This window comes from Mameliella sp. LZ-28, assembly GCF_012274245.1.
Taxonomy (GTDB): Bacteria; Pseudomonadota; Alphaproteobacteria; order Rhodobacterales; family Rhodobacteraceae; genus Antarctobacter; species Antarctobacter albus.
The window spans coordinates 1-25,890 of sequence record NZ_JAANYX010000001.1 but is presented as its reverse complement, the minus strand read 5'-3'; the positions used below and the strand labels follow the sequence as shown (position 1 = coordinate 25,890).

Below are 25,890 nucleotides of genomic sequence, written 5' to 3'. Positions count from 1 at the left end.
TGGTCGGGCTGTAACGACCAGTGCCGCCCCAGGCCCGCGTGAGCGCGCCGCGCTGCCCCGTCCCATCCGTCGCAGAACGATGCCCCGCGACGACGCCCTGACCGAACAGAAACCGACGATTCTGGCGACGGCGAAATTGGAGCATGTGTCGAGTTCAAGGCGCGAGGCTCAGAGAAAATGAACCCGGATTCGCGAAAGTCGGAAAAACGGCCAGGCTGGTCTGCCAAAACCGCTTGCCAGCGCTCATCCGGTCGGCGCGGGATGCGACGGAAACCCTTGCCAAGACGTTGAAACTGTTACGCGTTACAGAAACGGTGACAGGACGTTCGACACAGGTGCTTGATTTTTTGGCGCACCCGAAAGGATTCGAACCTTTGGCCTCTGCCTTCGGAGGGCAGCGCAAATCCGCATGTTCGACATATATTTCCCAAATGTTCATCGTTTAGTCCCGATTGAAGGCGTTTGGATTCAGTTAAACGGGACACAAACGGGACACAAGAAACCGCCCTACTCCGTCCGCGTACCCCAGAGCGCGTCGGCGCCTGGATCGTAGAACCGATGCATGTCAGAGGCGCCGACATGGCGGCAACGACGACACTTGCACCGGCGCAGGATCTCGTCACGCAGCAGGCCGTTACTCTCTTGCGGGGCGGGAATGGTGTTCTCGAATCCGCAAGCCGCGCACTTGAACCAGAGGCAGATCATGGAGCGCAATACCCCGGCACCTCGCCCTGGAACGGCCTCACCTGACGCTGCACCTTGATATACCCACCCTGCGGATCGAACCGCGCACAGCGCCCACAGACCCCCTGCCCGATCAGGACCGCACCGATGTCGCGGCCGTCGTCTAGGATATAGCGCCCGACCTCTCGATCGTGCGTCCGATCTCTGATCAGGTGTCGCCCCCCAACCAGCACTACATGCTTGCAAAAACCTGATTGCGCTCTCGCGACAGTTCTGGACAGTTTGCAGCACAAAGCCAAGAATCAGAGAGACAGTATGAAGAAAGTTGTTTTTGCGAGCCTATTGACGATGGCGACCGCAGGCTGCATGGGACGAGAAATTGAGACAACCGTTCCGTTCGATCCGAGTGAAGTGGCGTATATCAATCAGCGCGGCTCAGCCAATATTGAGGGTCAAGCCTTCTTTCGCCAACAGGGCGGCGGCGTCGTCACCTGCGCCGGTGAAGAAGTAAGCCTAATGCCGGCAGGAAAGTACACGACCCAGCGCATGAGCCAGATATATGGCAACGTGAATGGCGGCCGAATCAATGTACTCCAAGGCGTGAACCAAAAGAACCTGCCGCCTCAGTATCTATCCATGAGGCGAACGTCGAAGTGCGACGCTGAAGGCGACTTCATGTTCACAAACGTCGCCAATGGGGACTATTACGTCATTACGCGAGTTCTTTGGACGGTCGGGAACAATATTATCCCAGAGGGTGGAGCTCTTGCACAGCGCGTGTCCATTCGCAACGGTCATGATGTGCGAGTACTACTGAACTAACTGGTCTCGGTAGCCAAGACAGGCGACGACGACGGCGTGTCGGCAACACGCCGTCGCTTTAGCCGCTTGATTCCGCAGCCAGTTTGGCTCGCCGCTCCGCGCTCGCCGGCGTGTGATCCGTACAGTGTGCCCGCGACCAGACCCCAGCCGCACAGCCCCGTGCGACCGTCTCGTCGATCCGTTCCTGGTCCTCGATCGTCAGACCCTGCGCGCCGGGCAGCGCGTCACCGAGGGTCGCTGACAGGCCCGGAACACTCCAACTCTCCACCGCTCTTCACCCCCTCCAACACGCACCGCACGCCCCGGATTCGGTCGTTCGCCAGTTCCAGAGCTTCGACGTGATCGGCCAAGACCAATCCCACGTCGGTCAGGATCTCGATCCGGCGCGCCGGCACCTCGACCGGTGTCAGCAAATCCTCGGGCACATCCGGCACGACGAAAACGGTTTCAGTCCGCGGCGGGTCGCACGCCGCCAATGCCCAGGCGGCGCAGATGATCGTGGAACCAGTCAGGAATCGGCTCATCGTGTCCTCCGGCAATCAAATCCTCGCGGATCCGGTCAAACTCAGCCGCGCGGATGCGCTCTCGTTTCTGGATGTCGCGGGCGATGGCGACGGCGATCTGGTCGGCCTCGATCTTCCGCTGAAGAGCCTCGACCTTTGTGGCGAGATCCGCGTTCTCGGCCGCCAGCCGACCGGTGGCCCGCATTTCCCGCACCAGCAGCCCGGCAAGCGTCAGGGCCGCCCCCAGCGCCGCGATGAGCGCCCAGCGGATCACGGCAGCCAGTTCCTGCCCTGGACATTGAAACCGGGGCATGCCTTGGGCGCATAGTCGTTGTGGCCCGTCACCCATTTCAAATCGGTGATTTCGCCCAATTCTTTGAGGTAGCCCTTGAGCGCCTGAGCCTGCGCCCCAGTATAGTAGTCCATGAAGACCGCGTTCCGGCGCAGGACGTTCGGCACCGTGCGCGCAGGGATCAGGCAAATCCCTATGGTGCCGCGATTGCGCTCTTTCACATGCGCGCCAATTTCGGTGATCGAGCGCAGGTACTTGGTGTCCCACAGCACCGTCCCGTCCGTGCGAATGATCCGGTGATAGCCGATCTTGCGCCAGCGGTGCGGGTGCCCCTCCACATGCCAGTTCCAAAACTGGTCATAGATCTCCTGGTCGCTCTTTCCATCCTCCCAGCCGCCCGGCGTGGCCGAGGTGTGCAGGATCGCTTCGCGCACCGGGTATCGGGCTTTGCCCTGGTGGATCATTCCGTGGCCTCCATTTGTGCCGGTGTTGTCTCGTTTTCGGCGCGGGGGAACATCGCGGCGAGGACGATGATCAGGACCAGAACCAAAATGCGGTCCCAGCTGCATTGAATCGTCTGCCTGACGTGCGATGTCTCAGCCATTGCCGCGCCCCCCACCCAGCCGCCCGCGCACAAGGTCAGCGATCAGGGCCCTGTCGGAGAGCAGCGCCACCATGAGATCGAGGACCAGGTGCGCCCCGACGACAAGGAAGACCATCACGAGGGTTTCGCTGACGCCAACCATCCCCGAAACCGTTTCCGACAGGCTGGCGCCAAGCAGCGTTGAGGACGCCAGTTTCAGAACACGGCGCATGATCGGGGCGCGATCGGCGTTGCGCAGCCCCATGTAGATGGCAACACCCAGCCAAGCGGCCCAGTATTCGCTGCCCTTGTCATACCAACCGCTCATGCCGGCCCCCTAATACCTTGGCCCACATGATGAATTTGGATGTTCGCGTTGATGAGGTCTGGCACCAGGATATACCCCCTTTCGGGGTCCACTCTCTCAGGGTGGCGTACATCTTGCGCGCGCTTTCGCTACATGTAGCACATGGGCGCGCGCCGTGTAACCCTAGTCGTCGTAGATGAGCGGGGCCATATCGTCACGCAAGCGGCGATCGAGTCTTTGGTTCAGGATCACCCCGAACTCATTGCGGGCGCTGGACTGCGCGCGCCCACGGATCGACCGCTCCAAGGTATCGCCCGTGATGGCGTATTCTGGGACATCACGGTTGAACTCGCGGATCTCGCTCATGATCTCGTCTGGCAGACCTCTACCGTCCAGAACGGCTCTTGCCGCCTTCTTCTGGATGTCGCGCCGACGATCCATGATGCGCTTCTCTTCGTTCTTGAGGCGCCGGTTCGCGTCGTAGCGTTCCGACAGGCGCGCGGGCGTAAAGCCAAGAGCCTGGACGAACAGTTCACCGGGCTTGAACTGCTCGATGATCGGGTCGCCGTTGTAGGTCTCCGCTCCCTCGGACATGTACCGGCCAGTCCGCATAGCGTCCCGCATGGCCTTCGGCACCATTGTCTCGATGCCGCGGTACACCTCGCCGTCGAACGCTTGCCCAACGCCGCGATGCACCCGCTGGCCCATACCCGGGATTGCGCCAAGGAACTGCTGCACCCAATAGTTATACTCGTCCTCGCCCTCAAGCTGGCGGTCTGGCGAGCGGAACCAGAGATCCGGCATACCAATGCGCGATGTCAGGTCGATCCCAGTGAGGTGCCCCGGCACCCCGTTCAGCATCATGCCGGCGACATCCTTGCCCATCATGCCGACCAGGGCCTTTTCCATGCCCTTCTCAAGGTCGTCTTCCTCGCCGCCCCCGAACATGCTCATGAGCCACAACGTCAGGCTATAGCCCCAAACGCCTTTGATGCCTGCGTGCAGGAACATTTGCGAGGTGATGCCGACAAGCTGGCGCCGCGCCTCGGCTCGATCCTTCTCGCTCTCCCCTTTGAAGGCTTGGTGCGTATCGCGGAACAGCCGCCACAACATGTTCAACTGGAAATTGCGGAAGGTCATCAGCACCCGCATGTAGTCGTCCTGCATGAGGCGCGGGCGGCTGGTGTTCTGGTAGTCGAAATGCGTCTTCCAGGTCAGGTCGCCCGCCTGGGTGACAGCCCGGTTGAAATCCAGCCCCTTGTCCTTGGCCAGCCGGTAGGCCGCAAGGAACGTGACCTCTCGGTTGGTCCGCTCTGCATGGTGGAAGAACGCCGAAATATAGGCCATCGCTTTCGTCCAGCCCGAGTTGTATTCGACGCCGGTTTCACCGACCCCGGCCAGATCATGCGCCTGAGACTTGTCGACCACGCCGCGCTCGTAGGCATCATTCATCGCGCGCACCTCGTCCTCAGTGAGGTGATTGGCCTTGGAAAGCTGCCCACGCGCCCGGGTGAAGTCCTTTAGCGCCTTGACCAGTGCGGTCGCCGCTTTGGCCTGCCCGTTCTTCCCGGCATAGGCCCCGAGAATGGCCGTGCCGACAACGGAGGTTTGCGTCAGGTTGACGATGGCCGCAGCCGGGGTGACGCCCAGATAGTAGATGAAGGCCGCGCTGGTGAGCGCCTGGGACCACCACTTGCCCTGCGGGTTCATCACATACTCGTGCCGGCGGTTCATTTCCTTGAGGACCAGGCCAGCGCGCACTGGGTCTTTCGCCCGGCGGGCCTCTTCTTCGGCCACATCCAGGTGTTCCTTCATGTCCAGAGCATACGTCAGGCGGGCCAGCTGGTGCGCCCCGTGGAACATGTGGTGCCCAAAGGCCCGGAAAGCATCGCGGCTGTAACCCGGCGTCCCCTTCCGATGGATGTTGCTCTTGCGAACGGACATATCCGGCAGGGTTTCCAGCCACCGCTGCCAGATCGTGTCCATCACGCCCTCGTCGGCGTCGATCTCTTCAAGCAGAGCCTCGATGTCGGCAACGAAATTCGGGTCCACCATGTCGCGCAGGTTGCCCTCCTGCATGGTGCCGACTTCGACATCGTAACCTTCCGCTTCCAGCGCCTTGGCCGCCTCGCGCTGGTCCCTGACCTTCTCGAATTTAGAGAAGCTGACCACGGCGCCCGTGTCGGCGTCCCGCGCGGTCACGAAGAAGTCGCCAAAGCGCGCCAGGGGGAAGTACGGGCCTCCAAGCCGGGCGGATTCGAACCGCTTGCGCATGTCATTCATTCGCGCATTCTTGGACCAGCCGCCGCGCATCCGGGCCGTGGTCAGCACCCGCTGCGCCTCGTCCATCGCGTCCTGCCGCGCCGTGCCGGTCAGGCCATCGTCGCGGATCCGCTCCACCTCGGCCTCATAGGCGCGTTCGGCCCGGCGAAGGCTGACGCCAAGCGCCTTCTCGACGTTCGCCTCGATGGCCTTCTGGAACTCGTCGTCCATCTTGGAATACTCGTCGCGCACCGTCCGGTACATCTGGCGGAACTCTTCAGGCAGGGCTGAGAACCGCTTGCGCAACTTCTCGTATTCGCCGCGGCGCTCTTCGTCGCGGGTCACGCGCTCAAGCGCCAGATCGTAGATCCCGATGCTGGTATCGCCGCTCTCAACGATCCTGTGGTCCCGCGCCGTGGCGAACTCCACGAACGGCAGCGACGGGTCCACCTGGGCGATGGTCGCGTCGTGCATGATGTCCATCATGCTCTCGTTGGCGCCCTTGTTGCGGTTGATGAGGCGGCGCCACGCCTGCGCAGTCTCATCCAGTTCCGCGTGCTTCTCGTTGCGCAGGGTGTCCATCGCCTCCTTGGTGCGCAGGTACTTGAGCGCCGAAGGCATGGCCTTGGCCCCGAGTTCCGCCAGCAGGGGGCGCCCGGGGACCAGAGCCAGGAGGTTTGCGCCCCCTGCCCCGTTCATGGCACCGGTCAGAGCGTCAGAGATAAGCTGCTTGGCGCCCTGCGCCCGGTTGCGCGACGAGGTGAACACCTCCCCCGCTGCCGCCAGCGGGTTGGCATCGAGGCCGCGCCGCCGGGACCGGATGGACGTGCTGCCCCCACCGCCCGGCCCGTCCGGGTCGTCGTCAGGCTTGAAAACGTCCCGATGCTGCAATATCTTTTGTCCGTGTCGGTGGGTGGTCGTCCCATCCTTGGGCAATTGGCGCCCTATGGATCGTGACCACTCACCGGCTTTTCTCTTATTGATGTACCGCAGGTAGCCTCCACGCATCCATCCGATGATGGCATCGGGAGCGTTCTTCCCGTGAATCGTTGCGACACGGGAGACCTCAACCCGCCCAGCCCGGAACTCGGCATCAACAGCGATGACCAGAGGCCGCCCGTCCTCCGCTGGCGTCTCGACAAGTGCGGTGAGATTGCCGGTCTCGTTCGTGCTATCGAACACCATAACCGGGTCTTCCAAGCCCTCGATGGCCGCGATCACGTCTTTCAGCGTAAGTCCGTGGTTGCCGGCCTTTTTCACGACCCTAGACGAAATCACCACCTGGTTGTCCTTGCCGGTGAGTGCGCGAAGAACGGCAGGCAGGCGACCGAGAACTGCGGGGGCATCCGACGCCTCACCTTGCCACATGGATGTGATCTTGCTCTCCCATCCATCTGAAGTTCTCCGGCTGGCACGCACACCGCCACCGCCCGGCCCGTCCGGGTCGTCTTCCGGGTCTTTGGTGAAACGGCCCTGGTCGTCCCGCGCCTGCGTCCTCCGGCCGATCTCGCCATTGGCGATCTTCGAGAACACCCGCCCCGCGCTCTCGAATCCATGCCCGCGCAGGACATTTCCAAGGGCCGACAGGAAGTCGCGGATTCGACGGAATGCCCGTGCCGCAACGCCGGATGCGTCGTCGCGCTCGACCCACATGCGGAACATTTCGGCCACGGCCTCTTCCGCCTGCACGGCGCCGCCTGCGTTAGGGTATACTGCCCGGATGCGCGCCATGAGGGCCTTGTCCTGCCGCGCGGCCCTGGTCAGGGCGTTCCATTCGTCACGGGTGAATATGCCCGCCTCGCCGCCCCACAGGGACGGATCGCGCAGAGCGTGGATCAACTCGTGGTGAAGGATCGAACGCGCCGGGTCGCGGGCGTCAGCTGCAATACCGATCTCTCCCGACCCAAGGCCATAGAAGCCGTCGAGCGCCAAGGGCCCGTCCTTGATCTTGCGCCACGCCGTCACGCTGACCGGGCCAGAGATCCCGAGGCGGGCCAGTTCCGCGTTCAGGGCGCGCTGAATGCCCCGCATCGTGAGCGCGTCGGGCTGCCCATCCTCGATTCGGCGGCGGGAACGGACTGCGCCCCCCGACACGTCGACCTCTTCGGGCAGTTTTTGCCCTGTGATCTCCCGCGCCACCTCCTTGAAGGTCGAGGTCATCAGGACGGTCCCGAGTTCATCAAGGTAGTGCTGCAACGCGCGCTCAAGGATCGAGCGATCGACAACACGTTCGAGCGGGCCGGAGCCGCGCGCCATCCATTCCCCGGTGATCCCCTTGATGGTGTTCCCGGCGAAGAACTCTTTGGCGCCCTTCTTCGCCGCCATCTTGAACCGACCATCCGAGGTGCGCGAAACGGTCAGCTTGTCGCCTTCCGTGTGGATCTGGCCGTCGAACGCCTCCCCAAAGAACTCCATCACCTTGGCCACGCTGTCGAAAGTCACGGGCATATTTTCAAGGTGGTCCTGAGACTTGAACCCTTTGGGAAGCGCAACGCCGTACCGCTTCGAGCCGTCTTCCATCGTGAACTGGACGACCTGCCCCTTGCCGAACTTGGCGAAGGCGTTGACCAGGTTGCCGGTGACGACCTCGCGCAGTTCCTTGCTGACCGTGCCGCCGTTGATGAATGCCGACTTGGCCTCATCCTGAGAAATGGCCGACGCCGCGATCTGCGTGTCGCCGCTGCCGATCATGGACAGGTTGAACCCGATCTCCTTCGTTGCGTCAGCCAGGGCAAATTTGATCCGGTACTTCGACTTGGCCAGCGGGTTATCCGTGACCTTCGATGCGTCGATCCCGATGACAACCGCCGGGACTTGGGTAGACCCGATGGCGAGATTGAAGGACCGGCCCGGTCGGAAATCACCGATCTCTGACTTGAGGTCGCGCGCCGCGGCATTCGCATCGCGGATCATTTGCTTCTGGCGATCAACCGCGGCCTCGGCCTTGGTGAACGCCTTGGGCGCCGAATCCTTCTTCTCGCGCGCAGCTTCCAGCTTGGTTTCCAGCTTGGCGAGCCGCGCCTTCATCGCTGCCTCTTCTGCCGGCATCAGGTCATCGACCCGGTTCTGAGCCGTCTCGACGTGATCTCTGGCCTCTTCGATCAGTTCCTCGACCTTCGGCCATGCGTGCGGCTTGCCCAGGCGGTTGGTCTCAAGCGTCTCGACAACCGTATCCACATCGAAGGAACTGCCCGTTCCGCGCGCGGGCGTGACCACCTTGCGCGAGAGGGTCTTGGCCTTCCAGTCGACAACCTGCGCTTCGAGCGGGTTTTCCCCCAGGGCGTCCAGCCGTGCGATCTCGTCGTTGTAGAGCGATTCCAACTCGTCATAGACGCGCTGGGTATCTTCCGGCGCCATGAGGGCGAGGCGACCAGTCATCTTGGCGGCAATGCCTTCGTCGCCCGGTTCCAGATCCAGCTTCACCGCGATCTCGAAGTTATCGTGCAGGTAGTCATGCACCACCTTGTCACCGACCTCGTTCAGGAGATCGACGACATCGAGAGACACAGCCGAGTCCTTCGACGCCGTGGTGTTGGCGCTAAGGGATGCCATTTTCTTCATGAGGACCGCGGCGACGCGCTTCTCGACGGCGAGATCGGAAACAGCGATGTCGTAGACCGGCAATTCAGTCTGCCCGGTCCTGTGGATGCGACCGAGCATCTGCATGAAGGTGTCGATGTTCGGGTCCGGCTGAAGAACGATCATCCGGCGCGGCTTGCCATCGTTGTTCGGATCGGTCCCAAGTGCGTGAAGCGAATACCCGGTACTGCCCGCCTGGTTGATGAGCAGGGCATCGAGATCACCGCTGTTGAAGGCGAGCATCTGCCGTTTCTTCGCGGCCTCGGATGCGTCCCGCGTGGTCAGGATGCCTTTTTCGATGGTAGTCTTGCGGCCCGTGATCTCTCCGACATTAATGCCTCTCTCGCGCAGCTTGTCCTTGAGGCGGTCCAGCGGCGCCGCGTCGATTGCCGACATGTCCGTATCCGCCACGATCTTCTTCAAGCGGGCGATGGTCGCCGCGCCGGTCGGCCCCAGCGCGCTGTCGGACAGGATGATGTGGTGCGGGTTGTCGTCCGGGTCCTTGACCGTGATCCGGCGCAGCCTGTCGATGTAGCGGTTCAGGATCACGTCAAACGGGACGTTAACCGGCGCACCTGGCTTGAGCCCTTCATCATCCACAATGTCTGCCAAGAGAGAGCCGTTGGTGTTCACCACCGCGATCACCGGCTTTTCACCACGCTCGACGGCCTCGGCGGCGCGTTCGGCAACCGCGTCCACCTTGAGTGACAGGAGCATCTGGCCCACGACATTGTGCAGGATGGACGAGAACCCGGTCTGGTCGGCGCTGGCAATGTCGATGGCGCGGCCATCGGGCAACTGGCCGTAGCCTTCGGCCTTGAGGTTCTTCACGGCCTCTTTGCGGATGTCCGCAAGAATGGCGATGTCGGCCTCGAAGATCGAGGCAATCGCGCTGGTGACGTTCTTTGCAAGGGCCTGATCGACGGGGACCGGGTTCAAGCCGATCTCGACGCCATCCCAGGTGCGCTCGCGCCGGGCGTACTGGCCACCCTCGGTCAGCGTGGCAGCCGCGACCTGTTGCAGGGGCACGCCGCCCGCGCGGATCGCCTCGCCCAGCGTTTCGATGTTCTCGACCGCATCGGACAGGTCCGTGTTCAGGTAGAGCGACATCACGTCTGGGTTCTTGGCATAGGTTGCCGATGAGTACACAGTTCCGTTGGACATCTGCACCAATTCTCGGATGAACTCGGCCCGGTTCTGCGGCGCATCCTTCTTCTTGCGCTCTTCTGGCTTGCCGCCGCCGGCCTCGTGGCTTTCGTCCAGAACAAACATGGCGTTCGGGGCAAGGCGGCGCAGCACGTCGCGCCGCTCCGGTTCCTTCCCGGCAGTCGTCTGCACCTGGCTGTAGGTCGTGAACAGCATCCGCTTGCCACTCGGCAGCGTTCCGGTGCGGCGGATATGGTCGAATGCCTTGGCGACGGCACGAGGGGTTTCAGAGGCGAGTCGATCAGACTGGTCTGCCGGGTTCAGCGGCACGGCCTTGTCGCCCCGCAGCCCGGTGTTCGTCATCAGGATATGCTTGTGGACATCCTTTTCGCCAATGTCGCGCAGGTCTCGGATCATATCACCGTAGAGTCCGGGCGATTTGGTGAGGAAGATCGGCACACGCCCCTGGCGCTCGGCAAACCGCAACATGGCGGCCACGAAACGGCCTTTGCCAACGCCGGTCTGGTCCCCGATGATGAACCCCTTGCCACGCTCCACGTTGTCGATCGCCATTGCCAGGGCGTCGACCTGTTCGGCAGAGAAATAGCCCTTGGTCGTCTCGGTGCCCAGCAACTCGTCCAGCATGTAGCCCAGCTGGTCAGCCACCATTTCATCAATGCTGCCGTATCGGTTCGAGTAGCGGGCCTCGATGCCATCGAGAGCGCGCGTCACGGCGTCCTGCATGTTGACGGGGACCAGCGTGCCGACAGCGAACCGGGCATTCGAGCGCGGCGTATACCGCACTTGCAGATCGGTTTCAGCTTCGGTGTTCTCGCGCTTCGGCGGGCGGGTTACATCGCCGCCAGAAACTCCGGCATCAGGTCGGTCAGAGTCTGGTCCTCGATCATCGCGGCCAGTTCCGGGTCGTCCGGCACCTGCGTCACGGCCTGTGTCGGGAACATCGGACGCTCCGTTGCCTCCACGATTTCCAGAGCCGCTTGCCGGGGATCGCTGGGGATCGGAAACGGCACTTCCGCCAGTATCAGATCCTCCGCGGGATCCCGATACCGGATCGCCGCTTCCAGCTTGTCCGTAAGGGCCATCTTGTAGTCCAGATAGGTCATTCCCCGGTCCAGCACCTTTTGCGGGATCAGGATCGCCCACGCCGGGCTGGCGTTCTGCGGCACCCAGGGTTTCAGCGTCATCCAGCTTTCCTTTCAGGTCGGACCACGAATTGAACATAGTCGGCGGCATTGCCATCGGCAATGGCAAGTCCGATTTGCCCTTGCCACGGATCACGATGACATCGACCGGCCACGCGGCCCCCTGCCGTTTGTAAAGGGAGCCATCGGCGGTGAAGTGTTCGACCACGTTGAACTGGTCATAGAGCGCCCGGTAGAACTGGCGCTTGCCGTTCCCCTGGTATCCCTTGGCACGGTCGTCGCCCTTGTATTTCACGGGGTTCACGCTGCCGACGATCAGAACGGCAGAGCCGTCCTCGGGCATGGATTGCAGAGCTTTCCACGCGATAGCGAGGTCGATTTCCTTGGTCCGCGTGCGGTTCATCGGCCACGTTTGCGCTTCCCCATCCACCTTCACCACGCCGAAAGGCGGGTTCGTGATGAGAACGTCATAGGTCGGATAGTCGACCGCCGTCGCTTCGCCCTGGGTGATCTCGGCGCCCGGCAGGTTGCGGCGCAGCGCGGCGACCCGATCCGGGTTCTTCTCGTTGGCACGCACCTTTGCCGGATCGGCCTCGATCAGCAGCATACCCGTTCCGGCAGTCGGTTCGGTCACGCGGGTATCGCGGGTGATGCCGGCGAGCCGGGACGCCAGGAACGCCAGCGGCGCTGGCGTCGAGTAGGCTTGGTTCTCGACGCTGGTCGAGGTCTTTTGTGCCAAGAGCGGTTGGCGCTCGTAGAGCGCAACCATTTGGTCGAACTTGTCGGCATCGCTACCGTCGCCCTGTGCGATTTCGCGCGCCAGACCGACAATCGCCTCTTCGGCGGCTTCCTCGATGTCCTTGTGTTCGTCCTTCTCGATCTTGCGCCCCAGCGCCTCGGCGGCCTGCTTGCGGAGCGAGCGGATGTCACCATAGGCGCCGCCATCGCGCATGTGGTCGGCCACCGCCGCGCGGAACGGGGCGTAGGTGTCGGTCTGCCTGTCGCTGGCAACGATGCTGCGAACGAAATCTGGGGTGTCCGAAGGCAGTTTGTACCCTGCCGCCAAAAGAGCGGAGAGCGCAGATCCCCAATCCGGCGTTTCGCTGATGGTCTCCCTACCATTCTCAAGGCGGAAAACCTTTTCGCCGCTGCCTTCCTGATAGCGTTCGACAATACGGTAATCGACATCCCCTACCCTGGCTCTCCACACTGAACCATCGCCGTTCGGCACAAGGCCAGCGGATGTCAGCGGGTGGCCTTGTGCGGGTGAGAACTCTTCGTCCGGCGCATTGCGGGGGGCACCCAGGTCAATCTCGCCAGTCTGCACGTCCTTGATGAACCGGTGCAGGTAGGGCTTCATTTCGACAAGCCCCTCGCGGGTCATGCCCTTACCCAGCAACGCCTTCACCAGCGCGTTGGCCATCTGAACGATGTCGGCCCCCGCCCCGGCGAACTGCGAGATCGCCTCCTTGAACAGCGGCTTGGCCGCCTCATAGGTCTCTTTCGAGAAGGTGAACCCGGACGATAGGGTGTCCTTGCCTCCGAACAGGTTGATGAGGCCGTCCATCGCCGCATCGGCGCCCTTGCCGATCTTGTCGGCGGCGTCTTTCGCGGCCTCGGCCGCATTGCGGGTGTCGGAAGTCTGTGCAGTGATCGCGTCATCGAGCGCGGCGTCGATCTGAGCGTCGATGTCATCCGTAGTCGCTACCTTGACCGGCTCACTCGGCTTGGACAGGTCGGCCTCTGCCAGCCATGCCTTGAAGCCCTCCACGGTCGTCGCCGTGGCCGAACCGATGCGGGACCGGCCCGATCCATCCGAGAACCCTTGCTCGTATATGCGCCGCGCCGCCGACTCGCTGCCGGTGCCCAGGATGACCTTGTGTTCATCGAACGCGCCCGTCTCCGGGTCGATCTGGTTGACGATCAGCACGGCATCGCTGTCGGGCATGTCGCCCATGTAGACATCGACATGATCGCCGTCCGCGCCCTCGGTGCGCTTGATGTAGCCATAGTGCGCGGGCATCGTGACGGACCATTCCTCTCCGTCCTTGTCCTTGCCGCGCCGCTCGCTGCCCTTGGCGTTCTCGATGCTGATGTCGAGGCCATTCCAAGAGACATGGCCCATCTTGTAGTTGCCCGCCTCGGCCTGCGCCTCCGTGGGTGATGTGTCGGCGTCTGCCGCTGCGGCGTCCACGCCTTCTGCGATAGCCTCGCCGTACCCGACCAGCCATTCGTTCGACAGATCCTCGTCCATCCAGCTGGGCGGCGTGCGCGGCTCACCGGCCTTCTTCGCCTTCCGGCCTGCGCCGCGCGCCTGGCGCAGCTTGTCGTTTTTGCGGGCGTCCTCGATGGGCGGCGCGTCGGGCTTGTCGGCAGGCTTCTTCCCGCCCTTCTTCTCGGGCGACAGCGCCATGAGGAATTTGACCGCCTTGCGGAAATTGCCCTTGTGCGTGCCGACGCCATTCCAGGCGCCCGGCGGCACAGAAGTCGTCATGCGCGGCGTGTCGCCATAGACGAAATACTCGACCATCACCCGGTCGCCGCCGCCTGTCGCGTTGTCACCTTCAGGGCGTGGTGCGCTGACCGTGAACCGGACATCCGTACCCTCGGGCAATCCGGCCCGCTTGGACGACCAGCTTCCGATCTCGACGTAATCCGAGTTTTCCCGCATCCAGTCGTGCCATTTCTCGATCAGGTTCTCGTCACCCTTGGTCAGGGAGCCGTTCCCGTCGAAGCTGATGGCTGCGGGGAGCGCATCAAGGAACTCTGCCTTGGACAGCGGTTTCTGGATGATCTCGCTTTGCGTCGACACGAACCCAGCGTCGCGCAGCCGGGCGATGAGAGCGGCGCGCTCTTCCCACGACAGGGTGTCGTTTCGGCCCTTGTTGGTCAGGCCAGCGTTCGACGCATAGTGGATCAGAGCGCCGTCGCCGTTCGATTGCAGACCATCGCGGATCCCCTGGTCGCGGTCGATTGCTTCGAGCGCAACGGTCGGGCTGACCCCTGCCGGGTATTCTGCCAGAGCATCACCGTTCGGCTTGAACACGCGCGCCTTGCCGCGGTCCCTGTCGACCTCGACGCGGTATCCGTTGTCGAGTGTCGTGTTGCGCAGCATATACGGGTTCCACAGATCGCCGTTTCTCGGCTTCCCGTCCTCATAGAAGCGGGACATGGGGTCGCCGTCTTCGCCCTGGTCGCGCGGGTCGTCGGTTTCCCGCGCAGTCTCCGGGGCGCTTTCGACCAGCGCCTTGGCATCCGGGTCGTTCGCCACGAAGAACGCATAGGAGAAGCCATCCGGCGTGGTCGACCGGGCCTCTTTGCCCAAGGGGTCGTTTCCGCGCAGCTTGCTCTGCACCTTCGACCCCTCGACCGGATCAACATTGGCCAGCGGCAGGTCGGTATTCATCGGGCCGAAAAGCTGCGTCTGCTTGGTGTAGGGGTCGCCAAAGTTCGACGGATGGAACCGCATGGTCGGCTTTTCGAGGCTCGTCACCTTCTGGATCCGACCGATCGGGTTTTCGAGGACATGGAACCGGGTCGGGTTTGCCGCCTCGACCACAGCCTTGGTCGCCTCGAACATCATGATATTGTATTCGAGCGGGCTTTTGGCGCCCGACAGGACCGCGTTGCGGCCAAAGACCTTCTCGACCGCCTCGGGCGTTTCCTTGTCGTGCAGGTCAGCCCACCAGCGCGCGCCGGTGCCGGTGAAGGTGGTGCAGGGGCACGCGGACAGAACGCCCACGATCTCCATGCCGGCATCCCGGTATTCCGCGATCCGCTCAAGGATGAACGCTTGGTCGACCAGCGCATCATTGCCCTGTTTCACGTCCACGCGGAGAACCTGGTATCCGGCATCGGCCCACGGCTGGGACCACGCGCCGGTATAGTCGAAGAGGCTGATGACAACCTTGTTCGCGTTGTCCTTGGTGCGGCCGATCTCGGCGGCGGCATCCTTCCAGGACTGCACGCGGGCGTCCGCCTCGCTTTGCTCGATGAACGGGCCCTTTTCGGCCATGCGCGCCAGGGTCTCGGTCTTCTCGGGTGTGGCGAACACCTGATCCGCCGGCATGGGGTCGGTGCTTTCCGGCGCGTCCCCGTCAGTCGGCGTCTCGATGCCATCCATCGGCGGGTTCTGCGCCTCGGAGTCCCAGAGGTATTGCAACGCCTGGGCCATTGCGCTGCCGTCATCGACCCAGCCATCGCCGTTCTCGTCTCGCTCCGGGTACGGGATGTCGCCCGTCTTCGCCTTTCGCGCCTGGTCGATGATGTCGCGGGCCAGCGCCTCGGCCTCTTTCGCCATGCGGGCCATCTGGTTGAACGATCCGTCCGGGCCGCGGCCCTGCTCATCGAAATCACGGATGTCCAGACCGGCTCGGCGAACGGCGCTTTCCGCGCGTCGGGCCAGCCCGTCCAGTTCGGCCAGAACCTCCCCCGCGTTGGTATCGCGGTTTGCCGCCATGAGGCGCTGGTCGCGCTTATCCAGCGCATCGGCCAGCTTGTAGGAATAGCCGGTGGCGCCGGGGCCGGTAATGGGGGTGGAGGTTTCCGGCAACCTACCCCCCTGTTCGGTCGAACCTACCCCCCTGTTCTGCGGAACCTCCCCACCCTCGGCCAATTCAAAGTCAGGGGTGCGGCCCTGGGTCCGCTGAACAGAGCCATCCGTCCCGACGCGCACGGTCTCGCTGACACGCACAGTTCCGTCCATGTAGGACCGAACGCCGTTCTGATCCTCGAAGAGATCGAGACCGTCAGAGTTCTTGCCGATCATCCGGCGACCGCTTCCCAGCCGCGTCTCGGGCGCCTGCCCGTCGATAGCAGCATCCAGAGCCGCGTCGATGTCCGCATCGAGGTCGGAAGCCTGGGTGTCCGCTAGGTCTTTCACGCCGCGCGCATCAAGCGCGAGCGGAGAAATACCGTTTGCCTCCATTTCGGATAGCGCGAAATCCCAGAGGTCGCGGCGGATCTTGCGTTTGTCGGATCGACCCCGCCCCTCGAACTGGTACAGCCAGAGATTGCCGCTGTCGTCCTTTCGGATCGTGGTATCCATCCCGCCCAGCGACTGCCCGCGAACGGCGTTTTGGATAGCTTCTCCCCACGTCCCGCCTTTCCAGAACCCGGCATTGTTCTTGGGAAACGGCTTTCCCGCCGCTTCTGGCAGGTCGGTGCGGGCATCTGCATCTTGAGAAGCGCCATCCGGCGCGGGCAGCGCATCCCGCTTCTTCGGGCCTTCGATGCGCGGGCGGTCCCGGTACATCCCTGACAGGCCCTTGATGATCTCAAGGCTGAAATCCTCGGCGCCACGCGCGGTATCCGCAATTCCGGCCATCGCGCTCACATCGGCGTCCGTAACCTCGTACCCCTGCTCTTCTGCGGCGCGGATCATCCCGGCCACCGTCGACACATCCTCCGGCTTGCGGCGCGTGCCGGCTTCGCGGCGGTAGCGGTCGATCTCGTAGGGGGTCAGATCGAGGGTCGGGTCGATGATGTCGGGTTCCGGCTCGGGCCGGGTTTCAAATTCGCCAAGGTCGAGGATGGGGTCGAGGGTTTCGCCATCGACCACGCGCGGCGCGTCTTCTGTCTCGCCCAGCTTGAAAGGCGCCTCTGCATCCACCTCTGGTTCCGGCTGTGCCTCGATCTGCGGTCGGGGCTGCGGGCCGGGGATACGGCCTGTCTGTGCCTGGGGCGGCACCTCACCCGGCGCCCGATCCGCCCCGGGCGCAACCGGAACCGGCGTTCTGTCAACCGCAGGGGCCGGAAGGCCAGCCTTTTCACGCAGAACGTCAACCGGCGTGATGGTCACGTCGCCCGCTTCCATGTCGGCACGCGGGATGCGGAACGGCTCGTCGTCAATCGTGACCAGCACCGATTCCTCGTCGGCCTCTTGGAAGATCGCATCGACCGGGTTGCCGTCCATGATGTCGATCTTCACGCGCTGGCCCGGCTCGGCGCCGGTCAGGGCGGGCCCCATCGGCTCCGGTGCGGGGCCAGCGGCGGCGGCGGCACGGGAGAGCGGGCCGCGCTGCTGCGATTCCGGGGGCGCGTCGGGGGCCATAGGGGGCGTTTCCGGCGCGGCGGGATCCGCCGCTGCGGGCGCTGTCGGGGCGGGGTCTTCATCGGGGCGTTCGCCACGCAATCCCCCCATTGCCCCAATCGGGCCACCAGCCAGCATACCCAGAACGGCATCGCCAAAGGTGCCCTCGGTCAGATCGACATCGAGGCCGGAACCGTGTTCGGTGCCCAACCGGCCCGCCAGGGTCTCGGCCACCTCCTGCACGCCTTCCTCGGCGCCTGAGATCAGCGCACCGCCACCAACGCGGGTCGGCAGGCTCTTGCCAGCCAGGGCGCCGACACCGCGCGTTGCGATAGCGCCGGTTGCAGCGCCGCCTACGGCACCAATCGGGGCAGCATAGAGCGCGGCCATGCGTTCGGCGGCCCCGGCCACCAGGTTGCGAGCCTCATCCGGTGAGGCGCCACGGGCGACGGCCTCACGGTAATAGGCGCTTTCGGCCTCAAGCCGCTCGACCGGTGCATCCATCACGGTCTGCCGGGCCTGCGCCGACGCGGCGCCTGCGCTTTGCGCCCCGCCCATTGCCGCGCCACCCATCGGTGACTTCGTGACGGCGGATGCCAGGACGACCGGCGCCAGCGAACCGAGAACATCGGCGGTCAGCATCGCGTAGCCACGCAACGATGGCGCCTCGCCCAAGGTCCACGTCGAGGGGTTGAACAGGTCGCCGTCCGGGGTGCTGGCGCGGATCGCATCTTTCGACACGTCGCTCACGCCGCCCTGGATCGAGTCGCCGTAGTCGGTCATGGACTTGGCTGCGAGACGCGAATTGCGCTCCATGTCCTTTTCCGGGCGGGGCGACGAGTCCAGGTCCCGCTGGAACTCTGCCGCCTCTTCCGGTGTGCGCTTGTCGAATGTCCCGGTTTCCGGGTTCCAGCGCGCGTCCAGATCCGCCTCGATGCGGGGGTCCATGTCCCTCCCGGCGAAGAACCGGCCCATACCTTCCACGGACGAGGCGGCGCCCTTCACCACGCCGCCGGCTCCTTGGCGGGCGAGGTCGCCCAGCACGCCGGGCTGTGCCTGTTCAACCGGCGTGCTGGGGCTTCGGCCATCCGCATCCGCTGCGTCCGGGGAACCCTGCACGCCCCCCTTCGCCATACGGATGGCCTTCTCAAGCACCGGTTCAACCGGCGCATCTTCACCGAACACGGCGCGCATGGCATCGGGCATCTTCTTGCCCCCGCGCAGTTCCGGTCCGAGACGGCCTGCAAACTCGTTCGCAAACCGCAACTTGTCGCTCTCGCTGGAAAGCTGGGCCTCGTCGGCAACAGCCCGGATCACATTCAGCGGAACCTGATGCTGCCGCGCGACATCCTCGAAGGTGGCCGGACCGCTTGGCGCGGGCGACGACGAACCAAGCGCCCCTGTAATTGTGCGCTCATGACGGCGCGATGCTGCATCAACGGGGGAGTCGAGGAAGGTGTTGCGATCAGCCAAAGCAGGGCCTCCGATAACGAGGTGTCCGGGTGCGCCGCATATTGCCCAAGCAATCTATCCAGCACCCTGCACCTCGTTACCATTGGCAGCTACAATTTCCAATCTGCAACATGTTTACTGCCCCGTATATTCCGGCGGCAGGGCACCGCGCCGCAGGGTCGCGGCTGCGTCCTGGTTCGACCTGATGTAATCCAAGGCTTTTTGGTTCTGCTCTTCCGGTGTCAGCTGGTCCCACTCTCCGTAGAGCATGGTTTCAGACAAGAATTTCTTGGCGTCCTCGACCGTCGAGATAAGGTCCTGCTCGCTGCCATACCCTTTCTTGATCCGCTCAAGCACGATCTTTTGCTGGAACTCGCGGTTCTCAGCGTCGATCGCGCGGGCCGCCTCCATTTGCCCCCACATGTGTTCGAAAATCTGCTCGGGGGAGAAGGTGTAGACGCCCATTTCCAGGATGTCCTGCTGGTCATCGAATTGCCGCGTGAACGTCTCCCCGGTTTGCAGGTTCTTCAGGGACAATTGAGCGCCGACGATGTTGCCCTGCTTGTCCTTGATGAACTCGGTCCCCTTGTCCTGAACCTCGTATCCGTCGCTCACGCCGTTGTAGAGGTCTTTCATGTGGGTGAGGAAAGCGTCGTCGTCACCAATCGCGGCGGCGTGAGTGGCTTTTGCCCATGACCGCTGTAGCCCCTGCGACTCCCGGCTGCGCGCCCAGGTCTCGTAGGCTTCCGCCTTCTCGATCTGCCCCGTGGATGCGTAATACTGGACGATCTTGGGAACCGCCGTCTGCGCGTAGTGGTCGAGGAAATTGGTCGCCGCGCGCTCCGACTCTTCTGCGGTCGTCTTGACCGGATCATCTTTCCCGAGAACCCCGCGCTGCTGGGCGCGCGGCGCCGTGGCCTCTGCGATCTTGATTGCCGGAGCGCCCCCTTGATCAGGTGCGACAGACGACGCTGCGGCTTGCGCCCCAGGAAGCGCGGCAAGCTGGGTTCCGGCCTTGGGCATGTGGTCCGGCGCCGACAACAGCGTGCTGGGGTCGGGCCGGGCGGGAATGTCCGGGCGCGTGATCGGCCTCGATGCGTACCCGGCGGGGTCGTCTTGCTGCGGGACGGGGCCAGATTCCGGCCCTTCCAGTCCAGTACGCATCGGCGCAGCAACCGGAGACGAAGCCGGGGGCGCCGCTTGCGCGCGCGGCGGGGATTGCGGCGCAGCGGTCCGCGCGGGCACGGGCGATCCCGCACTCGGGCCACCCGTGGGATAGCTAGGCATCGGCGGCGCTGCCGGGCCAGCCCCTTGGGGCGGCAGGCCGCTCGCTGGGATACCAGCCGTGACCGGTGCCGGTGGCTGTGCCGGCGCCCCGCTGCGGTTCTGCGCCATCCAGTCGTTGACCGTCCGCGCTGCAATCAGGTTCTCCTGCTCCCACCGCTGCAAGCGGCGCGGATCCGTCTGATCGCCCATGCCAGCCTGCCGCTCATGGTACTCTCGGGCGGCTGTCATGACGGGCAATGGCGCATTCATGGCCGCAAGATCCTGTGCGGTGGGGATGTGCGGTCGTTCCCGCGTGGGGGCCTCGTCAACATAGGGCGTGGGCGCCGGGCCTTCCGGCATGGAGGGCATACGCTGCGTGGGGCCGGCAGGCGCCGGGGGTGCGGCGGCGATCTGGGAGACAGGGGCGCGCAACGGCCCACGGGGCGCGTCCCGCTCAATCGGCATGAATGGCGGGGTGCCACGGCCCGCGTCATACGACACGCTCGGGTCTCCCCGCCCGTTCCACGGCTCATAGTCATCCTTGGCCGGGTTGTCCGGGTTCCACGCATAGGCGCCCGGGTTGGCCTGCTTGCCGCGCTGGGTGGCCGTTGCCGGGGGTACTTGGGATCGAGCGCGTGCGTGCTTCGACGCATAGATGCCGTCAACGATAGCATCAACGTCGACATCATCACCTTGCCCGCCAGCCAGGGTATCGTTCCCCTGCCCGCCTTGCAGGCTGTCGGCGCCACCGGGCAATATCACCGACCTCTCCTGCGATGTCTTGGGCGCCGCAGACGGGTCGGCCACTTTCGGGGCCTGCGGCTGGGGCTTGTCGTAGGTGTCGATCGCATACTGCCCTGCGGCCTCAAGGACAGAGCGTTCCTTGCTGGCCCGGTTCCACGCCGCATCAGCCGACCGCCGCGACCGTGCCCTCTGCCCGCGCGTGTAATCGCGGCTCTCGTCAATCCAGGCGTCATCCGCTTCACGGCGTTCGAGCTGATAGTCGCGGTCCTCCCGCGCCCAGTCGCGGGTTTGCTTGGTCCACTCGTGGTTTTCCTTGTCACGCTCCCGCTTGGTCTTGCGGTCCTTCACGTCCTCGCCAAAGGAATACCCTTGGAACGCGCCCTGGATAAATGCACCGAGTCCCGACATCATTTCGCCTTTCGTTGATCTTTTCGACCGGGGCGGCGCCAGCGGTCGTCTTCATCCCATAGGGACAAGGGAACTTCGTTCGGAGTCGTCACGCCGCCACCGCGTCCATGACGCCGCCGCGACGCGGCTTGGAAACCTTGCTCGACAGGTCATCGACCTTCTCGGCCAATTCCTGAACTGCGGCAGTCGTAACCCCCAGAAGGTCCTGGATCGGGATGGAGCGCCCATCACCTTTCCCGGTCGCCTTGTGGAAGTCTTCGGCATACGGCCCGATGTGGCGCCCCTCGTCGGCCACCCCCTTCTTGTAGGACCATTCCTCGACCGGCATATCCCTGACGGCCTCAAGGGCCCCGCGCGCCGGGCGCTTGTTCTCCTTGAGTTCCTTGGACGACAGCATGGAGACCCCGAGGCCGACGACGCTGCCAAGCCCGCCCCACATGGAAGCGGAATTTGCCTGATCCGTCTGCCACGCTGCCATGCGGCCGCGCCATTCGTCGCCAAGGATGCTGGCCTGCTGCCCATACCCCTGCATGGCGCCGGAGAACCCCGCCCCCGTCGCACCGTTGGACAGGCCCATCGAGGTTGCCGGGTTCACGGCCAGACCTGACCCCAGGTTGATAGCATTGGCTCTGCGGGCCTCGTCCTGGGCTTCCGCCCGCGCCCGAGAAGAGAGGCGCGTGGTATTCTTGGCGCCAGCGGTTGCGAGCGCCTGGGACATTTCCGAACGCCGCGTGGACTCAAGCCCACGACCGGACGCCGGGTTCACGCCACGCGCGGCAAGGCGCCGCTCTTCCTGCCCTTGCGCGCCCTCGAAGGCGTTGGTGACATCGGTGGCGGCCCGGCGCACATCCCCGGCAACAGCGTCGTAATCCGGCCCTTCCTGCGCTCGCTCGATGTAGTCGTCCTGCAATGGAACAAAGACGCCCTGTTGCCGCGCGCGATCCGTTTCGGCCCAATCGTTTGTGACTGCGGCCTGATCGCGCATAAAGGCAAGGAAGTCCTGGCCTGTCTGTGCCGAAAGCATGGCGGCCTCGCCCATGCGCTTATCGGGCTTCGGCGCGCTACCGTACTTCCCCATGACTTTCCTCCTTGTCGCTTTCCTCGATCCAAGCGCAGTCTTGGATCGACATGCCGAACATGATCCCATCCTTGAGCGGGGCCACCCCACTCGCCAAAGTGCCTTCTGCCCGGAACCCCAGGCGCAACATCATAGAGATATGCGCTGGCGGGGCATCGACGGGGATGATCCCCTGAACCCGGAACGCCCGTCGCACCAGGAACAAGTATCCGAACAAGCCCCCAAACACGTTTGGCCGTGCCCACCGGCCAGACCCATTCGATGCGAAATGCACGTCGATGATGCCGTCATAGGTTTCGATTGAGACCATGACAGCCAGTACCTCACCCGTTTCCGCATCCACGACGCCAAGAGCGCAGGCGGCAGGCGGCCACGTCCCCGGATCGTCAGAAACACGGCCTGCCGCCCATTGGAGAAGCGCGGGCTGATCCGACATGGTGAGGCTGACTGCCATCAGAACCGCTCGGCCAGGTCCGCAACGCCAGCCGGAATTGCGGGCCAGACGGGAACCGTGTCGTTTTCGATGGCGTCCCGACCGGCTTGCTTTGTTGCCTCGATCCACGTTTGGCCAGCGACGAACGTCGCTTGGTCGGCGGGATCCAGAGCATCAGCAACCATTGCGGCCAAGAGGCTGGCCTGCGTGTTCTGGTCGACCACCGCGAAGATGCGGGCCTGCACCTCGGCCTTGATCGCCTGCGCGCGGGCTAGCGCCTCGGCCTCGGCTCTTTCTTCGGCGGTGACAATTTTGGTCAGATCGACGTTGCTCATTGCCCCACCTGCCCGCGCAACAGGCTGACTTCACTCTCAAGGGTGGAGATTTGCGCCTGCAAAACGCTGATCTGCGCCTCCATCTCCCCCTTGAAGTCGAGAAACTCTTCCAAGGGTATGCTGGTCATCATCGAGGGGGGGGCAGCGGAATCAATGGGGGCCGCTTCGGGGATAGAAACGTATTGCGCCACGGCGCTATCGGGATAGCCTTCCATTGTGGCCTCGGCCGCTGCGACTTTTTCTTCCAACTTATCGTTACTCATTTCTCACCTGCTTCCCGCAACGAGGCGATTTCAACCCGCAGAATATCGCCGGTGTCATAGACGCGAACGATCCCGTCGAAGATTTCCACCCGCTCTTGGCTTTGATCGCGGCGCTTTTTCACTTCATGCTTGGGCATCACAGAGCCTCCTCTTGGACTTCCTCATATGGCGGCAGGATGATAGCCCCATTGGTCGGCGCTAGGGGGGCCGGGAAAAGGGTCGCCGCAGGTGCATTGGCACCGTGCGAGAGCGCGAGAGTGAGGTGCAGCGATCCGCCGATGCGCTCGACCGGGCCGACAACCCATTCGGAGGCGACGGCATCCGCCGGGAGCGTGGCGCCTTCGGGCACACCGGAGAAATCAAATGTCTCGCCGTCGATGATGAGACTGTCGCCGTTGCGCTCGATGCTGGGCCGACCCTCCCGGCGAACGGGAGAAAGGGTGATTTGCATGGGGGTCTCCTCAGTACCAGTGGCCAATTGCAACGACCGCCACGCTTGCCGAGGCAGCAGATCCAGACGCATCGAAAACATTGAACTGCACCGTAGTCGATGTTCTGCTGCCGATGGTGACTGTCCGCGCCGCAGCATTGAACGCATTTGCCATCATCGTCGGGCCAGCCGAAAACGCCGCAGGAAATGTCCAAGTCGTCGGGTTGGCGCTGATGGCGAAAACATGCGTGCAAATCTGCGTGCCATCCGCGAAGCGGACATACTCACCATTCGCGTTGCTGCCCCGCTCGACAATCGCGCCGGTCGGGGCCCCGCCCGATTGACTGACCGTCCCGACCGCATTTGCGCTGTCGAATGCATAGGCCCAGGGGGTCCAGACGCCACTGAGGTAAAAACGTCGATAGACGGTTGAGCTGTTGTCGCCGCGCCACTCCTGGGTGACACGGCTTCCGGTGTACCGCCGCTTCACCTTGAGAAAGCCGATACTGGTCGGTTTATCCCCGGTTGCGGCTGCGCCGATCCAATAGTCCCCGTTCGGAATATCGGCCGCGTCAATGTCAGAGTAGCCGGCTGGGATGGCTTCGACGATACTCGACCCCAACCCGAAATCACCGACCTTCAGGAGGCGCCCGGTGGTGGCATCGGTCGCGCTTTGCGTCACGGCCGTTCCGGTGATTGGCACATCGACCTGGAAGGCCGTCGAGGACAGGAGCCACCGCTTAACGCCCCCTGTCGCGGCGGCCAACTGGTTTGCCGCGGGCCAAAAGAGCCCCGTATCGGTGTCGCCGCTCTTTGCGATGGAAGGTGTTACAGCGGTCCCAGCCGGGAACAGGCCGGCGAGGACACCTGAGACGTATCCGTTGACCGAAGAAATCAGCGTTTGCACGCTGTTGTAGAGGTCCGTGACTACCCCGCGCGTCGGTTGGATCGCATAGGACTGCCCCGAGGCCGTGGACCCGAGATAGGTCTGGGCAAGCGTAACCTGGGTCGCGCTGTCGATGGTGTCGATCTCGTAGACGCGACCATCAGGCGCGTGGAATGCATCACCCGTTCTGATCGACGCAGCGATCACATCCGCCCCTGTAAAGGTGACGGTTGCGTTTCCGTTGGTGACTGAGGCGGTTCCGGTGCGAAGCCACGTTGCCATGATGATGCACTTCTCCCGTGGGGTTCAAAGGGAGCCTGTGCATCTTGCGCGGCTATGTTGGCTCGGAAGTTAGCACAGCACCGCCGGGCCGTCTATCACCACTCGGCGTCCGCGACGGTCAGGGTGAAGCTCGAATAAGCGAAGCCACCGAGGCTGCTGGAACTGGCCATTGAATGTCGGAATCGTGACAGGGTGAAGCTGGTGCCATCCCATTCGATAAGAGGATAGTACCAGTGTCGCCCGTTGGCTGGCTTGCTGAACGACATGACGCTCGAAAGAGATACCATCGGGGCGCCAACCGGGGCAGCGCGAGGCGTAAAAGTTACCACCGTGTCGTTTTCGAGTACGTCCTGTACCTCGGCCTGGGAGAATACCCGGAAATCCCGAACGACGATGTTATCCCCGCGGCTGTCGTAGAGGACATTTCCAGAGGCATCGAACGTCTGAATGCCATAACTCTGGGTCTGGTCAACAGGCGCATTGATCGAGCCGATGCAATATCGCGGCAGGCCGGTGTAACCGTTGGTGTCGTTTGGGCAGATGCCCGACACCTTTCGCGGCGTCGAAGCATCCGGCGGGTCGATCCAGTAGTTGACCGCATGGATAATCCCATCCGGTGGCATTTCCCAGAACACGATGTCATCGACATCTGCCGCGTAGGTGTCGGGCAGGTAGTCGTTTCGGGTCTGAATTAATTTCGACCAGCTCACGCCGGTAAAACCGTGCGCCGCGAACCGCCACATGCGCATGGCTTGATTCAGAACAGAGTTAGCTGGGCCCACCTTGACCAGGGGGTAGTCGGATTCCACCCACTCCCCTCCTGACGCGACCAAGAGACCGGATGCGCCAATGACATAGTTATCCTGATCGAACCGCGCAGAGTCGCCTGTGTGCAGCACATTCAGGGGCCTTCCGCCGCCCAAAACCTCTTCCCCGAAGTC

General features: G+C 63.6%; 18 protein-coding genes. 2 read left to right on the top strand and 16 right to left on the bottom strand.

Features of this window, described 5'->3' with window-relative positions; all coding sequences use genetic code 11:
- Positions 1-154 precede the first annotated feature (154 nt).
- On the bottom strand, positions 155-439 hold the full coding sequence (locus tag G9Q80_RS00090) for a hypothetical protein (RefSeq protein WP_168246314.1): 285 nt from the start codon (positions 437-439) through the stop codon (positions 155-157).
- Between the two features lie 140 nt (positions 440-579).
- Here G9Q80_RS00090 and G9Q80_RS00085 point away from each other — a divergent pair, with 140 nt between their 5' ends.
- A complete protein-coding gene (locus tag G9Q80_RS00085; protein ID WP_168246313.1) occupies positions 580-750 on the top strand; it encodes a hypothetical protein in 171 nt (56 codons plus the stop codon).
- Between the two features lie 249 nt (positions 751-999).
- Positions 1,000-1,506, top strand: coding sequence for a hypothetical protein (locus G9Q80_RS00080; protein ID WP_168246312.1), 507 nt, complete (start codon positions 1,000-1,002; stop codon positions 1,504-1,506).
- 224 nt (positions 1,507-1,730) lie between these two features.
- Here the strand turns inward: G9Q80_RS00080 and G9Q80_RS00075 are convergent, their stop codons facing one another.
- The 15 genes from G9Q80_RS00075 to G9Q80_RS00005 all read right to left on the bottom strand — a co-directional run.
- A complete protein-coding gene (locus G9Q80_RS00075) occupies positions 1,731-1,940 on the bottom strand; it encodes a hypothetical protein (protein ID WP_210426114.1) in 210 nt (69 codons plus the stop codon).
- A 13-nt stretch (positions 1,941-1,953) separates the two neighbouring features.
- Positions 1,954-2,283, bottom strand: a complete 330-nt coding sequence (locus G9Q80_RS00070; RefSeq protein ID WP_168246310.1) for a hypothetical protein — start codon at positions 2,281-2,283, stop codon at positions 1,954-1,956.
- Positions 2,280-2,765: an N-acetylmuramoyl-L-alanine amidase gene (locus tag G9Q80_RS00065; RefSeq protein ID WP_168246309.1), complete on the bottom strand. Its 486-nt coding sequence runs from the start codon at positions 2,763-2,765 to the stop codon at positions 2,280-2,282. The genes G9Q80_RS00070 and G9Q80_RS00065 overlap by 4 nt, the downstream gene beginning before the upstream one ends.
- Positions 2,762-2,905 (bottom strand): hypothetical protein, encoded by a 144-nt coding sequence (locus G9Q80_RS00060; protein ID WP_168246308.1) that lies wholly within the window; start codon positions 2,903-2,905, stop codon positions 2,762-2,764. Before G9Q80_RS00060 ends, G9Q80_RS00065 begins: the two co-directional genes overlap by 4 nt.
- Positions 2,898-3,212: a hypothetical protein gene (locus tag G9Q80_RS00055; protein ID WP_168246307.1), complete on the bottom strand. Its 315-nt coding sequence runs from the start codon at positions 3,210-3,212 to the stop codon at positions 2,898-2,900. Before G9Q80_RS00055 ends, G9Q80_RS00060 begins: the two co-directional genes overlap by 8 nt.
- 162 nt (positions 3,213-3,374) lie before the next feature.
- Complete coding sequence (locus G9Q80_RS00050) at positions 3,375-18,845, bottom strand: PLxRFG domain-containing protein (RefSeq protein WP_168246306.1); 15,471 nt, start codon at positions 18,843-18,845, stop codon at positions 3,375-3,377.
- 114 nt (positions 18,846-18,959) lie between these two features.
- Positions 18,960-21,245: a hypothetical protein gene (locus tag G9Q80_RS00045; protein WP_168246305.1), complete on the bottom strand. Its 2,286-nt coding sequence runs from the start codon at positions 21,243-21,245 to the stop codon at positions 18,960-18,962.
- 85 nt (positions 21,246-21,330) lie between these two features.
- The gene (locus G9Q80_RS00040; RefSeq protein WP_168246304.1) at positions 21,331-22,320 is read right to left on the bottom strand and encodes a tail fiber domain-containing protein; all 990 of its coding nucleotides are present in this window, start codon (positions 22,318-22,320) and stop codon (positions 21,331-21,333) included.
- On the bottom strand, positions 22,304-22,774 hold the full coding sequence (locus tag G9Q80_RS00035; RefSeq protein WP_168246303.1) for a hypothetical protein: 471 nt from the start codon (positions 22,772-22,774) through the stop codon (positions 22,304-22,306). Before G9Q80_RS00035 ends, G9Q80_RS00040 begins: the two co-directional genes overlap by 17 nt.
- Positions 22,774-23,088, bottom strand: coding sequence for a hypothetical protein (locus tag G9Q80_RS00030; RefSeq protein ID WP_168246302.1), 315 nt, complete (start codon positions 23,086-23,088; stop codon positions 22,774-22,776). Before G9Q80_RS00030 ends, G9Q80_RS00035 begins: the two co-directional genes overlap by 1 nt.
- Complete coding sequence (locus G9Q80_RS00025) at positions 23,085-23,351, bottom strand: hypothetical protein (protein ID WP_168246301.1); 267 nt, start codon at positions 23,349-23,351, stop codon at positions 23,085-23,087. The genes G9Q80_RS00030 and G9Q80_RS00025 overlap by 4 nt, the downstream gene beginning before the upstream one ends.
- Entirely contained in the window at positions 23,348-23,488 is a 141-nt protein-coding gene (locus G9Q80_RS00020; protein WP_168246300.1) for a hypothetical protein, read from the bottom strand. Before G9Q80_RS00020 ends, G9Q80_RS00025 begins: the two co-directional genes overlap by 4 nt.
- Positions 23,488-23,802 carry a hypothetical protein gene (locus tag G9Q80_RS00015; protein WP_168246299.1) on the bottom strand — a complete coding sequence of 105 codons (315 nt, stop codon included), beginning with the start codon at positions 23,800-23,802 and terminating at the stop codon, positions 23,488-23,490. Before G9Q80_RS00015 ends, G9Q80_RS00020 begins: the two co-directional genes overlap by 1 nt.
- A gap of 10 nt (positions 23,803-23,812) precedes the next feature.
- Positions 23,813-24,949 (bottom strand): pyocin knob domain-containing protein, encoded by a 1,137-nt coding sequence (locus G9Q80_RS00010; RefSeq protein WP_168246298.1) that lies wholly within the window; start codon positions 24,947-24,949, stop codon positions 23,813-23,815.
- 95 nt (positions 24,950-25,044) lie between these two features.
- Positions 25,045-25,890 (bottom strand): hypothetical protein (locus G9Q80_RS00005; protein ID WP_210426113.1); only part of this gene is annotated, 846 nt, incomplete at its 5' end.